Source organism: Acinetobacter sp. CIP 102136 (assembly GCF_000369685.1).
Taxonomy (GTDB): domain Bacteria; phylum Pseudomonadota; class Gammaproteobacteria; order Pseudomonadales; family Moraxellaceae; genus Acinetobacter; species Acinetobacter fasciculus.
The window spans coordinates 360,235-374,661 of sequence record NZ_KB850141.1 but is presented as its reverse complement, the minus strand read 5'-3'; the positions used below and the strand labels follow the sequence as shown (position 1 = coordinate 374,661).

Sequence of the window (14,427 nt, the reverse complement as noted above, 5' to 3'; positions counted from 1 at the left end):
CCTAGCTAAAGGAGTATTTAGTGCCACATGACGTAGAGCTCATTATATTACTGGCTGTTGGTTTTGGCTTAGCTTTGGTCTTTGGCTATCTCGCTGCACGGCTGCGTCTTCCCCCTTTGATCGGCTATCTCATTGCCGGCATTCTGATTAGTCCCCACACACCCGGTGTGGTCGGTGATATTCATCTGGCCAACCAGCTGGCAGAACTTGGCGTCATGTTCCTGATGTTTGGTGTCGGGATGCATTTTTCCCTGAACGATCTGATGCAGGTCCGCCGGATTGCCCTGCCTGGTGCGATTTTACAGATTGCAGTTGCCACCTTGCTCGGGGTCGGAGTTTCGATGCTGTGGGGCTGGAGCTTTGGCTCAGCGCTGGTCTTTGGCCTAAGCCTGTCCTGTGCCAGTACTGTGGTTCTACTCAAAGCACTCGGTGATCGTGGCCTGCTCGATTCGATCAATGGCCGGATTGCTGTTGGCTGGTTACTGGTCGAAGATCTGGTTATGGTCTTGGCGCTGGTACTGTTACCTGCCACTGCGGTGCTTTTAGGGGGGCAGGCGCTGGAAGGCGCAAGCGATGAGAATATCTGGCTCACCTTAGGTATTACTCTGCTCAAAGTCGCAGGCTTTATTGCCTTCATGCTGATTATCGGTAAACGATTGATTCCGATGATCATACAGGTCGTGGCACGTCTTGGTTCACGTGAGCTGTTTACCTTAACCGTGGTGGCTGCTGCTGTTTCGATTGCCTTTGGTGCCTATAAGATCTTTGGCGTGTCGATGGCACTGGGTGCTTTCTTTGCCGGGATGGTGGTGAAAGAATCTGATTTCAGTCATCGTGCCGAAGAAGAAACCTTGCCACTGCGTGAAATTTTCTCGATTTTATTCTTTGTCTCCGTCGGCATGCTGTTTGATCCGCGCATCCTGCTGGAACAGCCTTTACATGTACTGGCCGTGGTCGGGATTATCATGATTGGTAAAACTATTGCCGCGATGGCACTGGTGCTGTTCTTCCGTTATCCGATCAATACCGCTTTGACCGTCGGTGCTTCTCTGGCACAGATTGGTGAGTTCTCCTTTATTTTGGCTGCACTCGGTGTTTCGCTCAATCTGCTTTCGCTGGAAGGTCAAAACCTGATTCTGGCAGGTGCCTTAATTTCGATTACGCTTAACTCCTTTATCTTTTCCGCGATTGAGCCGGTACAGAAATGGATTCGGGAACGCTCGACTCTGGCCCGCTTACTGGAACGCAGTGGTGACCCTTTGGCAATGTTACCGGATGAAGTCTCACAGGATTACCTGCGCGATCAGGTGGTCATTATTGGCCATGGTGAGGTGGGACGTCGCATTACCCGCTCATTGATGGAAGAAAACATTAAGGTGGTGATTGCCGAAGAAAACCGTGACATCGTCGAAAACCTACGTGAAAAAGGCATTGCTGCAGTGTCTGGTGTAGCCACTGAAGCCGGAGTACTGATTCAAGCACATATTCAACATGCGCGCTTACTGGTTATCTCTCCTATGGATATTATCGATATTCATAAAATCGTGGACATTGCCAAGACCTTGAATCCACAAATTCAGGTACTGGTCTGTGCAGAAAGCAAGGAAGAAGCTGAAGCCATTCGTCGGGATAATGTCGGTACGGTTTATTATGCCAAAGAAGAAATGGCGAAAAATATGAGCAATCATATTTTGAATCAGATTGAGATCGCGCATCAGCATACGCCTTCTCATTAAAGTTTTTCTTTGAATAAACACTGAATAAAAAAGTTGCCGGATCTGGCAACTTTTTTTATGTACATCAATATATCTCTGAGCCAAATATTTTATTAACATACTGGCTTCAGACTGCTCACGACTTAAATTTTAAAATACTGATTTTTCATCTTCATTTTAAATGAACGTTTTTGTGATACTTAAAATCTGCCTAATTTAATAACCTATAAAACTCAAAAAGCACACCGATAGTGTGCTTTCTAAATAAATTTCAACGATTAACTCATATACTTTGGTTCTTCATCCACAACTTCAGCCTGCCATTCATTGACCTGCTGTTCCAGCAAGCCATAGAGTGCTGCCTGAATCATCTGTTGCGCAATCACGGGCGTCTGCTCTCCAAGTAGAGCTTTCACCTCATCATTAAATTGAATCATGACCAAAGGCTGTTTATGTGAGCCTGCATTGCGTAGAGCCAACGCGCCACCTTCAAGTTGAACGAGTTCTAAAATCGCGTCTTGATTACCAAATAAATCTTTCAACTGTTCTATAGACATATATCCTCCATGTTCAACATGGTGGCAAAGCACCGGGTGCACTTTGCATCATTAGAGTAATTGATATAGGGTTAAAAATTGCAATTTCAAGTACAGCCGATCCGATTAAAATTCAATCATCTCATTACGAAAACCATCAATTAATTGGGTCAGGTCACGATGCCACTCTCTCAATATAGCAGTATCAGGTAACCATGCTTGTGGAGACTGTGTGACTTTAATGATGAGATTTGAGGAGGTTTCGTCTTCAGGTTCTGGGGTACTTGGTTCGGGCGCATACTGGCACAGACGGTAAGCGCGCTTCAGTTCAGCAATGAAACCGCTCTTGGACAAATGTTGCAGCACCGCGACTTCTGGCGAAATTTGGCCTTTGGCCGCCATGAGTTCTTCGATCGATTTTAGTGTCGGATGAGGATCATTCAGGCGATAGTAACGCACCAGTTCCTGTAAAAATGCTAACAAAGCACCATGCAAATGAAACACAGTTGCTTCACGTTGTGCCTGAGCCTGTTGTACATGTTCAGTTTGCTCTGCTTGCTGGCAGGAAAGGCGGGCAAAATACAGTTTTTGATTGGTACGGTCCGCATGATAGCGAGCAACACGGGTCATCGAGATTTCCTAAGGTTTAAAACAAATTTTGGCTTTTATAAAGTAAAAGGTTCGCCTACATTTCGCAATCAAAAGATGTTTAGACTGAATCCATCCAGCACTGAAATTCAGAGCATTGAGCTCACTGATTAAGTACGGCGATACTAAATTGCAGCCATAAAAAAGGAGCCTATCAAGTGCTCCTTTTTTGAGTTTAAGCCTGAGGCTTATCTTCTGTGGCTTTCACGCGGATCCCATGTCCGTGCAGGCGTAAAGTATTCAGGCCTTTAATGGCTTTGACTGCTTCACGGCCATGTGGCATTTCTACAAAAGCAAAACCTTTTGATTTGCCTGTTGCTGCATCAAGCACCAAAGTACAGGTCTCCACTGTGCCATATTCCTGGAACAGTTTCAGTAATTCGGCTTCTGTGACCGTACGTTCTAAATTACGAACTAAAATTTTCATCTTACAACCTTAAGAAGATAGGCAAAAAATATCAAAAAGCACGCGCCTACTCTACTTTTTGCATGAAACAACTTTGCTATAGTTTAATCGAGATCAATCCCAAAATCTAAATTAATCGACTTGCGTTCAATCAAGGCACTTTTTACAGTTTGCTGCCGGGTTTTGTAATGGGTTTCCGTGGTGCATAAATGCCGGGTGAGATCATTCAGAAAATAACTTTCAACTTTACGTCCCTGCTCATCCACGGTTTCCCGCGCCCAATGATTCAGGTTCTGTTTGGTCAGAATTAATTCATTTTTTGCCCGGGTCAGTGCTACATAGAGCACACGACGCTCTTCTTCGACATCATCAAAATCACCTTGGGCACGTGCATGCGGATAATTCCCCGGCGTGACATTGGCCACATAACAGACATTCTGTTCGGTACCTTTGGCCGAATGGATAGTGATGAGGGTCACTACATCCGTATCTGACTGGCGTTCAATTTCTGAGATTGACACCGGATCCAGTACATATTCCTCTAAAAATTCACTCAGCTGCGAATGCTTGGAGGCCAGCTGTTTGACCAGTTCAAAATCACTCTGGCGACGTGGCCAATCCTTTTTATAGTTTTCCGCCAACTGCGATTCAATCGCCTGCACCGCAAGACCGACGCAGGCTGGCACTTCGCCTTTGAGCACACTCATCTGCTGCATGATCAGAATGGTTTCTAATGGTATCTTGCCAAATTTTTCCAACTTATCTGCAATAGCTTCCATTTCCGGTTCAGCCAATAACTGCTGCGATAGCTTACTGGCACCCACATCACCAACACCATTCCACAGGGTCAAGAAACGCATCCAGGCGATATCATCCAGCGGATTGGCGACTACGCGCAGCATGCTGAGCAAATCTTTGACATGCGCCGTTTCCAGCAGCTTCATGCCACCAATAAAGCGATACGGCACATTAGCCGCGATACAGGCTGCCTCAATATGCCGTGCGGCAAAACTGGAACGAACCAGCACCATATGCTCGCCCCACTTACTACCTTGCAGATAATGACGCTCTTTAATATCAATCGCGATCCATTTGGCTTCATCAAACTCATTCGGGAAAATATGCATGCGCGGCTTTACACCTTCTCCGCGATACGCTTCCAGACGTTTGTCATATTTGATTTCAGACTGATCGAGCAGCCAGTTGGACAGATCCAGAATTTCCTGGGTCGAGCGGTAGTTTTTTTCTAATTTAAAAATCTGCGCATCTGGCACACGTTCTTTGAAATGGTGAATATTTTCAAAGTCTGCACCACGAAAGCCATAAATCGACTGCGCATCATCACCGACACAGAACAGGCTGATCCGGTCTTTCAGTGGCTCCAGCAAAGCCCATTGCAATGGATTGGTATCCTGCATTTCATCGACCAGCATATGCCGACAGATTGAAGCGACATAGTCGACCAGACCTTCGGACTGTGCCAGCGCCGTAGCTACTACCGCCAGAATATCGTCATAATCCAGAAAACTTCGCGCTTGCTTACGTGCTTCATATTCTTTCATAATTTCGGCAATCTGGTCCTTTAAGGCCAGATATTCCGGCATCTGTTTTTCCAGCGCCAGACTGAGCTTTTGCCGGGTATTCCTTGCAAAAGAATACAAATCACATAATTCTTGAGGCTTCGGCAGATGATTGGGATTTTTCTTGTCATCACGGCCGCGAATCAAACGAAACATCATCAACTGATCATCACGATCAATAATCGAAAACTGTTCCAGACCAAAAGCTTTCGGAATACGGCGCAGCAGATACATACAGAAGGTATGAAAGGTCGAGGCCCGCAGTCCCTTGGCTTGTTCACCCAGTGCAAGTTCGACACGCGCCACAATTTCACTGGCTGCACGGCGGGTAAAGGTCAGAATTTGAATCTGGTTGGCAGGCACACCCTGCTCAATCAAGTAAGCTGCGCGTGCCACGATAGTCTTGGTTTTGCCACAACCTGCCCCGGCCAGCACCAAACTGTGTTTTGCTTCTGTGGTCGCTGCTTGCTTTTGTTGGGGGTTTAATTCATCAATCAGGGTGGCTAAACTCATTTTCACTCATCATTTTGTGGATGTATGTAGTTTAACAGATCGCTTCCAGAATTATGGCTTTTCAGTTGTCCTGAAACTGTCTCCAATTTTATTTCCTGATTTGATATTAGCTAACGACAGGGCGTGCTGGATTACAGGAGAGAGAAATACTTTCACTCTGTCAAAAGATTTTTAACTATCTCAGCGACAGCTTTCCCCAAGTTCATTTCTGCATTATTTAAGGCTTCCTCTAAAGGACAATCTGGCGGATTAATCCCAACAATCTGGCTAAATCCTGACTCAAACAAATCCTCAACCCCTTCACCGACTAGACCCGCAAAAGCAATCACCGGTTTATTGAAGTATTTTGCAACCTGCGCCACACCAAATGGCGTTTTGCCAAATTTGGTTTGAAAATCAATTTTACCTTCCCCGGTAAACACATGATCTGCTTGCGCTATTTTCTCGTTGAGTTGAACCTGTTCAATCATCAGCTCTACACCTGATCGAATGGAAGCAGCAGTGAATGCCATTAAACCAAAACCCAATCCACCGGCAGCGCCCGCACCTGCCACATGACGATAATCACAGCCAATCTGCTGAGCAACCACATCGGCGAAATGACAGAGGTTTTGATCCAACTGCTTGACCATTTCAGGCGTTGCACCTTTTTGTGGTCCAAAGATTATCGATGCACCATTTGGTCCACACAGTGGATTGTTGACATCCGATGCAATAATTATTTCAGTATCTGCTAAACGTGGATCAAGTTCGGATAAATCCATTGATTTGACCAGATCTAAGTTTCCACCACAGACCTGAATTAATTCACCCGCATGATTTAGAAACCGCACACCCAGTGCCTGTGCCATGCCGGCACCACCATCATTGGTAACACTCCCACCCAGCCCAATGATGATTTTTTTCACACTCAAGTCCAATGCCTGTTTGATCATTTCTCCTGTGCCATAAGTTGAAGTGAGCATCGGATTACGCTGTGAAGGCTTCAATAAATGAATGCCATTGGCCTCGGCCATTTCAATCACGGCAGTTTGACCTGGATCAACCAAACCCCAATAGGTCTGAATACGTTGCTCAGGCAGTGGTCCGGTCACTTCACATGCAATACTTTGCCCCTTTAAACTTGAAATCAATGCATCGACCGTGCCTTCACCGCCATCAGCCATTGGCACATGAATGATATGGGCATCCGGAATGACGTTCTGAATACCGCGTTGCATGGCCTGACAAGCCTGCGCAGCAGACATGCTTTCTTTAAATGAGTCAGGAGCAAGTACAAAGGTGAGCGGCATGATGTAATCTTTTATCCACAAATGAAGTCTAAATTGTGGATAAATCCAGTACTATCCACAAGTCTTTATTTCCAGCCCAGTTCAATTGCAGTTATCTCATTAATCAAGGTTTGATTTAAAGATTCTGGCATTTTACTGGTAGTTTGAGACAGGGGAATATGCCCTGCCATCAGCTCCGCCTTGGATTGCGGAAATAAGGGTTGCTGATCTGGAAATGCATAACCCAGCGGATAAATCGGTTGCCCTGTCGCTAAATCGTATTTATCCGAAGCACCAAAGGCATGCAGCAATTCATGAACCAAGACAATTTTATTCTGTTCAGTCTGTTGCTTGGATGCAAATAGATTCACCGAACCAATCCGGCCTTTTTGCAAGGCGGTTGAATGCTTTAATTGCTTGGTCTGTACAGGATCGTAGTAATTTAAAAATAAAGTCACATTGGCTGAAGGATCTGAACTCTGTCGCTGTTTCCAGGCATAGAAACGGAATTTTAAACTCCATAAAACTGTATTGATGAGCGAAGCCTGCTCAGGGACTTTGGGCGGTAGAACTTTAAGCTCACGGCCTAAATTAAAATAAAAATAAGTCGGCTGTCCGCGATACTGCTGAGCTGCTTTTTCCAGATATTCCCTTGCTCCATTCAGGTCCTGAACTGACAGTTGCTGGATATATTTCTGTGTGGTTGGTAATCCATCAGCACTAATCGGATGCAGCAAAACAATAATCGGCTTTGACCAGTTCTGGTTTTGATCACGATAGGCATTGACTGCGACAATCAATAAGATGATTAATAAAATCAGAATCCGAATCTTTTTCCACATGGCCCCAAATCAACCTTGATTATTGTTTTTAAAATGAAGATACATCATAAATAAAAAATGCCGACTTTCGTCAGCATTTTTTTGAATCTTAGAGTTTAGGCTTCAACCCATTTTCCGTCCTGATAAACCAGAGACCATTTGGTTTGCTTGCCTTCTGCAGTTTCCGAACCAATATATTGTGACTGGTTCTTACGGCTAAATTTTACCAGAGTTGGATTCCCTTCCGGGTCCACATCAGGTGCCTGCAAGATAAACTGATACTTTGGATCAAGCTGGTCGGCAACAGAACGAATCTCGGCCACTTTCGGTGCACGGGTTTCACGCACTTTCGGGAACTTGCTTGCCGCCAGGAATAAACCGGCTGCACCGTCACGCAGTACAAAGAAATCGTCATGCTTGGCAGAACGTAAATGCTCCATCTTGATCGGATCCACACGTGGAGGCGCAGGCTGACCGCTCTTTAAGACTTTACGGGTATTGTCACAGCTGGTACAGGCAAAATACGGGCCAAAACGACCCGTCTTCAGCTGCATTTCACCATCACACTTGTCGCATGGGATACTCGGGCCATCATAGCCTTTAATTTTGAACTCGCCTTCTTCAAGTTCAAAACCACTACAGTCCGGGTTATTCCCACAGATATGCAGTTTACGGCCGCCATCAATCACATAGCTGTCCATGGCAGTTTCACAGATCGGACAACGCTTCTTCGACATCAGGTCAGCAGTTTCCGCAGCCTCATCATCAGATAATGCAGCCAGAGACTCCACTGGTGTCAGGTTCAAGGTTCCCTTACAACGCTCTTTCGGCGGCAAGTTATAGCCTGAACACCCCAGGAATACGCCTGTGGTTCCAGTACGAATCTGCATCGGACGGTCACATTCTTTACAGTGTACCGCATCCACTTCTACAGGCTGATTACGGCGCATACCGTTCTCACCCTGCGCAGTAGTCAAACGCTGCTTGAAATCGCCATAGAAGCTGTCTAACAGCTCTTTCCAGTTACGCTCACCATCTGCCACCTTATCCAGCTGACCTTCAAGATCTGCGGTAAAGGCATAGTTCATCAGATTACTAAAATTTTCATCCAGACGATCGGTGACGATTTCGCCCATCTTCTCGGCATAGAGACGACGGTTATCCAGTTTCACATAACCACGATCCTGAATGGTCGAGATAATCGCAGCATAGGTTGATGGACGGCCAATGCCTTTTTTCTCGAGTTCTTTGACCAATGAGGCTTCGGTAAAACGTGCCGGTGGTTTGGTGAAATGTTGAGATGGGTCAAGTTTCTCAAGTTTGAGGACTTCACCCACTTTGACCGCAGGCAATAAAATATCGTCATCGGCTTTATTGGCACCACGCACGCGGGTAAAGCCATCAAAGACCAGTGTCCGGCCTTTAGCTTTCAGTTCCACGCCATTGGCATCCACTAAAATGGTAGAAGACAGGTATTCCGCTGGTGTCATCTGACAGGCAACAAACTGGCGCCAGATCAAGTCATATAGACGCTGTGCATCACGCTCAACACCTACCAGACTGTCGCCTTTTAAGCCAACCATAGATGGACGAATGGCTTCATGCGCTTCTTGCGCACCGGCTTTATTGCCATAACGATTCGGCTTGGCAGGCAAATACTTCTCGCCAAACTCGGATTCGATATGGCCACGTACCATATTCACCGCATCATCACTCAAGAATGTCGAGTCGGTACGCATATAGGTAATGAAACCGGCTTCATACAGGCGCTGCGCCAGCATCATGGTTTTCTTCACAGAAAAACCGAGACGGGTACTGGCTGCCTGTTGTAGCGTTGAGGTGATATAGGGTGCACTTGGATTAACCTTGGTTGGCTTATCTTCACGTGCAGAAACCGTATAATCCGCATCTTTGATCAGGTTTAATAAGGCATCAGTTTCGTCTTTATTGCGTAACTTGAGCGTCTTGCCATTTTGCTTGACCGCTTCGAGACGAATATCATCTTTTTTCGATTTGGTATCGGCAAACACCTGCCAGTATTCTTCAGGAATGAAGGCACGAATTTCACGTTCACGCTCGACTACCAGCTTCACCGCAACCGACTGTACGCGACCTGCCGACAAACCACGGGCAATCTTTTCCCAAAGCAATGGCGAAATCATAAAGCCCACGACACGATCCAGGAAACGGCGTGCCTGCTGGGCATTGACTTTATTGGTATCCAGACGTGACGGATGCTTAAAGGCATCCTGAATCGCATTTTTGGTAATTTCGTTAAAGACCACACGCTGATAACGTGAATCATCACCACCGATGACTTCTTTTAAATGCCAGGCAATCGCTTCTCCTTCCCTGTCCATATCCGTTGCCAGATAGACTTCATCGACTTGCGATGCCAGTTTTTTCAGTTCGGCAACCACATGTTCTTTGCCAGGAAGGACTTCGTATTTGGCTTTCCAGTCATGTTCCGGATCGACACCCATGCGGTTAATCAACGCATTCTGTGATTTTTCAGCTTTTTCTGCATCCGTCAGTTTGGTACGTGTCGCCGGTTTTTTCTCTGTCGATTTTGCAGAACCGCCAGTCGGCAAGTCACGCACATGACCTACCGATGATTTTACGATGTAGTTCGGACCAAGGTACTTATTGATTGTTTTCGCTTTTGCAGGCGACTCCACAATCACTAGGGCACGCTTGCTTCCAGCGTCGGGAGACTTCGCTGTGCTGCTTTTTGATGTGGACCGAGGAGCGTTCGCCATAATTAACCGTTAATCCTGTTTATTTCTAAATTAAAGTTCAGCCAAAGCGTGTAACAGCGCTTTGATGTCGTCGAGTTGGGTCGCTCTTAAATCAGCTTCTTCATCCCAATACATGCCGACACAGTTGGCCTGCATATCAATAGCATAAATGCCTTTTAATGCAATGGGAAAATCTTTAAATTTCTCATCACCCTGCACGATTTCGAGTTTATTATCGACAACACGGGCGCGCATCAGGGGTAAACGCGCATCTGGCATCAGTACACTGTAGTACGCGACCATACTGGCACGACTTTCAGTCGCCTTGGGAATTTTGGTCCAGTCCGGTGCCACCACCAGACGTGGATGCAAACCCATTTTACGGGCTTTGTCACGCATCAGGCCCAAGGCTTTTTCTCGGGGGCTCACGCGCAACCCGAAAATCGACCCTATGACGAAAATGATGATGACCACCGTCACCCAGATTCCAGTGTTTTCCATAGTTCAACCTTTATGTTCTATTATTAGAGTTGCATAAGCACAATATAAAACGCAAGTTTGCACGATAAAATTAATTCAGGAACATTTCATGACTATATAAAATTTCGTGACCATTCCAGTAAATATAACCTTTCTCGATCAGCTCTTTCAGCAGCAAGCGAATGTCCGATTTTGGAAATAACTGTTCCAGTAAATCACGCAGCTCATAAATGTCTTTGGGTTTATCGCCCTGCAATTCACGCAGTTTACGCGCCACTTCCAGTTGTACCGGATCGATCCGGCCAAAGTTCTTGAACAGGTCTTGCTGTGCCGACTGGATTGGTGACTTGAGTATTTCAGATTCAACTGGAGCTTCATCTACCTTCATTTGGGAAATAACCTGATCCAGTTTAGGATTTTTAACCGGGCTTTGTTCATCCAGATTGAGTTGCAGCCATTGTTTCAGGACTTTTTTACGGAAACTGATCTGCTCATCATAGCGTTTGACAATTTTCAGGTTAATCAACATGCCGACCACATGCTGAGCTTTCACTGGCATCACTTGCAGAATATTCGCCACTGAATTTTTTAAGGTTTCAACCGTATTCGGTTTGCCACTCATTTTCCCTAACGCATCACAGTATTTTTTCACCAACTGCAAGGCGGGTTTGTTCTTGATGGCGTCCAGACTCGGAAGATGATTTTTAGGCTGATCTGTTGGAATGCTTGTCTCATCAGGCTGAATCTGAATCAGGTGACACGGAATATCAGAAGCCTGCAGCATCTGCTGCAACATCTCGCAGCTGTCCATCGCCGAGATCAATTCAACCTCGGTTTCTGGCTCCAGTAGCGCCATAAGCTGACCGACAATGACTGCATACTCATATTCTTTTTGTGGCGATTCAGGCGTGTCCAGCACCACCACCTGACCACTGCTAATCCAGCCGGCAAGCTCGGTTAAGTCCTCTAAGGAGAATTCAAATTTTCCAGCACAGCTAAACAGATATAAAGTCGAATAATGCGCCACAATCTCACGCATTAACTTGGCTGTAGGGAAATTATTTTCGAGGTCGATTAGAACAACTTTTGGGTGCATGGGACGCAATTCCGGAATGTACCTGAGAGCGGGTATTAGAGTAGGAAGTGAGTGAAAGGTCAAATAATTTTACGATTGAATGGGTGCAGGCCTGTTTCGGCAGAGGGCCAAACTGCTTTTTATGAAATACCTGCAAGAAATCTGTTTATAAGCCCGAATATTTGTTTTCAGCAGGAAAATTTCTTTGGCACTTGATCATCACGCTGCACTTGATTACTTTTATATGCGTGTTTAAGGCAATTTAAAAGCCCATTCAAAACAAAAATACTTCTCTTTTACCATCTTATCGATTGGCTCATTTTTATTTTTCAATAAAAAACCCTTAGATCAGCTAAGGGTCATTGTTGATTAAATCATTGGTTGCAAATTAATAATGTGGTGGGCGATCTGCAACCGGATCAAATTCTGCAATGCCTTCAGACAGATCGGAGGACTCAACACGTTGATATAACAGCGTCATTTGCTTTTTCAGATCAGCAATTTCCAGGGTCTGTTTAGCCACCTGATCATTCAACTGTTCAACTAAATCGTCTAAAAATGCAATTCGCACTTGCAAATCTTCAATGGGTGCGGAAAATGACGCCTGATCATTTAGATTTTGTTGTTTAGTCATTTAAAGTCCTCATTGGGGATTTCAGGAAACATTATGGCCTATATTACCCTTAGGGATGTCCAACTTGCGTTTGGTGGACCCGCCCTGCTCGACGGCGCGAATTTTAACTTGGAACGCGGCGAACGAGTGTGTTTGATTGGCCGTAATGGTGAGGGTAAGTCTACCTTACTTAAGCTGATTGAAGGAAGCTTACTGCCTGATAGCGGCGAAGTTTCATTACAAAACGGTATTACCATTTCCATGCTGGCGCAAGATGTACCGATGGATTCTGGTAAAGTGGCTGATATCGTGGCAGATGGCGCTGGTGAAGCATCAGAAGTTCTGCGTGCTTATCATGCTGCCAGTGAAGCCTGTGTACTAGGTGACATGGACGCCTGTGATCGTATGGGTAACCTGCAACACAAAATGGATCAGCTGGATGGCTGGGCGCTGGAAACCAAGGTCAATTCTATTTTAAGCAAAATGGGCCTTGACCCGGATGCAGATCTTGCCGATTTGTCCGGTGGTCGTAAACGTCGTGTCTTGCTGGCACGTGCTTTACTTACCCAGCCTGATGTACTGTTACTCGATGAACCGACGAACCATTTAGACGTTGAAAGTATCGAATGGCTGGAAAAATTCCTGCTCGATCAGAATAATTTAACCCTATTGTTCATTTCGCATGACCGTGCCTTTGTTGATAGCATTGCCACTCGTATTGTCGAGCTGGATCGCGGTCAGCTGCGCAGTTATGAAGGTAACTATTCACGTTATCTAGACCTGAAAGCCCAGCAAATGGAAGCTGAAGAAAAGCAAAATGCGCTCTTCGATAAAAAACTGGCTGAAGAAGAAGTCTGGATCCGTCAAGGCATTAAAGCCCGTCGTACCCGTAACGAAGGCCGTGTCCGCGCCCTGAAAGCATTGCGTGAAGAATCTAAAGCACGTCGTTCACAGCAAGGTAAAGTGACGATGGCGACTCAGGATGCCAACCGTTCCGGTAAACTGGTGTTTGAAATCGAGAACATGAGTGTGAAATTCGGTGACAATGCACCGATCATCAATAATTTTTCTGCACTGGTCCTCCGTGGCGACCGTATCGGTCTGGTCGGTGATAACGGTGTCGGTAAAACTACGCTGATTAAAGCCATTCTGGGCGAGCTAGAACATGGCGGTACGGTGAAGACCGGTACGCAGTTAGAAGTGGCCTATTTTGACCAGCTCCGTAATGCACTGGATCTGGAAAAATCTGTTAAAGATAACGTTTCCGAAGGTTCTGACCACGTCGATGTGAATGGCAACCGCCGTCATATCTATAGCTATTTACAAGATTTCCTGTTCTCGCCGGAGCGTGCACGTACCCCAGTCAAAGCTTTGTCTGGTGGTGAACGCAACCGTATCCTGCTGGCGAAACTGTTGCTGAAACCATCGAACCTGATTGTGATGGATGAGCCAACCAACGACCTGGATATGGTGACTTTAGAGTTACTGGAAGAGATGCTGGGTGGCTACAAAGGCACCCTGCTGTTGATCTCGCATGACCGTGCCTTTATGGACAACGTGGTAACATCCACTTGGGTCTTTGATGGTAAGGGCAATATTGACGAATATGTTGGCGGTTATCAGGATTATCTTGAACAACGTCCGGATCAAACCGTGGTTGACCAAAAAAGTGCCGTGAAAAAAGCCATGGCCAAAGCAGAAGCCGAGACTGCGCCGGCCGCTGCCAAAAAAGTTAAACTCAGTTATAAAGACCAACGTGCACTCGAGCAACTTCCTGCTGAAATGGAAGCACTGGAAAAAGAGCAGGCCGAGATCAACGCACAACTGGCTGATGGCTCTTTATTTGTGACTGATTCCGATAAAGCACTGAAACTGTCTAAACGCTTATCCGAAATTGATGAGCTGTTACTGGAAAAATTAGAGCGTTGGGAAGAACTGGACAACCTAAGTAACGGCTAAATATTCCCCGAGCTTTTACTAAAGCATCTGTATTCGTACAGATGCTTTTTTATTTCAATAATCTTCTCTGTT

12 protein-coding genes are annotated in these 14,427 nt (G+C 45.7%); 2 read left to right on the top strand and 10 right to left on the bottom strand.

Annotation, left to right across the window (positions count from 1 at the left end; all coding sequences use genetic code 11):
- Positions 1-20 precede the first annotated feature (20 nt).
- Complete coding sequence (locus F893_RS04610) at positions 21-1,736, top strand: cation:proton antiporter (protein ID WP_005250639.1); 1,716 nt, start codon at positions 21-23, stop codon at positions 1,734-1,736.
- Positions 1,737-1,993: 257 nt separating this feature from the next.
- Here F893_RS04610 and F893_RS04605 read toward each other — a convergent pair whose 3' ends face one another.
- The 10 genes from F893_RS04605 to F893_RS04560 all read right to left on the bottom strand — a co-directional run bounded on the left by F893_RS04605 (position 1,994) and on the right by F893_RS04560 (position 12,417).
- Positions 1,994-2,272 carry a hypothetical protein gene (locus F893_RS04605; protein WP_004278462.1) on the bottom strand — a complete coding sequence of 93 codons (279 nt, stop codon included), beginning with the start codon at positions 2,270-2,272 and terminating at the stop codon, positions 1,994-1,996.
- Positions 2,273-2,377: 105 nt separating this feature from the next.
- Complete coding sequence (locus tag F893_RS04600) at positions 2,378-2,881, bottom strand: DUF6586 family protein (protein ID WP_004278463.1); 504 nt, start codon at positions 2,879-2,881, stop codon at positions 2,378-2,380.
- A gap of 193 nt (positions 2,882-3,074) precedes the next feature.
- Positions 3,075-3,326, bottom strand: coding sequence for an RNA recognition motif domain-containing protein (locus F893_RS04595; RefSeq protein WP_005103025.1), 252 nt, complete (start codon positions 3,324-3,326; stop codon positions 3,075-3,077).
- 83 nt (positions 3,327-3,409) lie between these two features.
- A complete protein-coding gene (locus F893_RS04590; protein WP_005250636.1) occupies positions 3,410-5,398 on the bottom strand; it encodes an ATP-dependent helicase in 1,989 nt (662 codons plus the stop codon).
- 152 nt (positions 5,399-5,550) lie between these two features.
- On the bottom strand, positions 5,551-6,690 hold the full coding sequence (locus F893_RS04585) for a glycerate kinase (RefSeq protein ID WP_005250635.1): 1,140 nt from the start codon (positions 6,688-6,690) through the stop codon (positions 5,551-5,553).
- A gap of 65 nt (positions 6,691-6,755) precedes the next feature.
- Positions 6,756-7,511: a hypothetical protein gene (locus tag F893_RS04580; RefSeq protein ID WP_005250633.1), complete on the bottom strand. Its 756-nt coding sequence runs from the start codon at positions 7,509-7,511 to the stop codon at positions 6,756-6,758.
- Between the two features lie 95 nt (positions 7,512-7,606).
- Positions 7,607-10,249: a type I DNA topoisomerase gene (topA, locus tag F893_RS04575; protein ID WP_005250631.1), complete on the bottom strand. Its 2,643-nt coding sequence runs from the start codon at positions 10,247-10,249 to the stop codon at positions 7,607-7,609.
- 30 nt (positions 10,250-10,279) lie between these two features.
- Positions 10,280-10,729: a hypothetical protein gene (locus tag F893_RS04570; RefSeq protein WP_004647398.1), complete on the bottom strand. Its 450-nt coding sequence runs from the start codon at positions 10,727-10,729 to the stop codon at positions 10,280-10,282.
- Positions 10,730-10,799: 70 nt separating this feature from the next.
- Positions 10,800-11,804: a hypothetical protein gene (locus F893_RS04565; protein WP_005250629.1), complete on the bottom strand. Its 1,005-nt coding sequence runs from the start codon at positions 11,802-11,804 to the stop codon at positions 10,800-10,802.
- 367 nt (positions 11,805-12,171) lie between these two features.
- A complete protein-coding gene (locus F893_RS04560; RefSeq protein WP_004278477.1) occupies positions 12,172-12,417 on the bottom strand; it encodes a SlyX family protein in 246 nt (81 codons plus the stop codon).
- A 33-nt stretch (positions 12,418-12,450) separates the two neighbouring features.
- Here F893_RS04560 and F893_RS04555 point away from each other — a divergent pair, with 33 nt between their 5' ends.
- Positions 12,451-14,355: an ATP-binding cassette domain-containing protein gene (locus F893_RS04555; protein ID WP_005250627.1), complete on the top strand. Its 1,905-nt coding sequence runs from the start codon at positions 12,451-12,453 to the stop codon at positions 14,353-14,355.
- Positions 14,356-14,427 lie beyond the last annotated feature (72 nt).

What these genes read in the sequence shown, in the direction of transcription:
- F893_RS04605 (WP_004278462.1), bottom strand. Translation starts at nt 2,272, where the DNA reads ATGTCTATAGAACAGTTGAAAGATTTATTTGGTAATCAAGACGCGATT.
- F893_RS04600 (WP_004278463.1), bottom strand. Translation starts at nt 2,881, where the DNA reads ATGACCCGTGTTGCTCGCTATCATGCGGACCGTACCAATCAAAAACTG.
- F893_RS04595 (WP_005103025.1), bottom strand. Translation starts at nt 3,326, where the DNA reads ATGAAAATTTTAGTTCGTAATTTAGAACGTACGGTCACAGAAGCCGAA.
- F893_RS04590 (WP_005250636.1), bottom strand. Translation starts at nt 5,398, where the DNA reads ATGAGTTTAGCCACCCTGATTGATGAATTAAACCCCCAACAAAAGCAA.
- F893_RS04585 (WP_005250635.1), bottom strand. Translation starts at nt 6,690, where the DNA reads ATGCCGCTCACCTTTGTACTTGCTCCTGACTCATTTAAAGAAAGCATG.
- F893_RS04580 (WP_005250633.1), bottom strand. Translation starts at nt 7,511, where the DNA reads ATGTGGAAAAAGATTCGGATTCTGATTTTATTAATCATCTTATTGATT.
- topA (WP_005250631.1), bottom strand. Translation starts at nt 10,249, where the DNA reads ATGGCGAACGCTCCTCGGTCCACATCAAAAAGCAGCACAGCGAAGTCT.
- F893_RS04570 (WP_004647398.1), bottom strand. Translation starts at nt 10,729, where the DNA reads ATGGAAAACACTGGAATCTGGGTGACGGTGGTCATCATCATTTTCGTC.
- F893_RS04565 (WP_005250629.1), bottom strand. Translation starts at nt 11,804, where the DNA reads ATGCACCCAAAAGTTGTTCTAATCGACCTCGAAAATAATTTCCCTACA.
- F893_RS04560 (WP_004278477.1), bottom strand. Translation starts at nt 12,417, where the DNA reads ATGACTAAACAACAAAATCTAAATGATCAGGCGTCATTTTCCGCACCC.
- F893_RS04555 (WP_005250627.1), top strand. Translation starts at nt 12,451, where the DNA reads ATGGCCTATATTACCCTTAGGGATGTCCAACTTGCGTTTGGTGGACCC.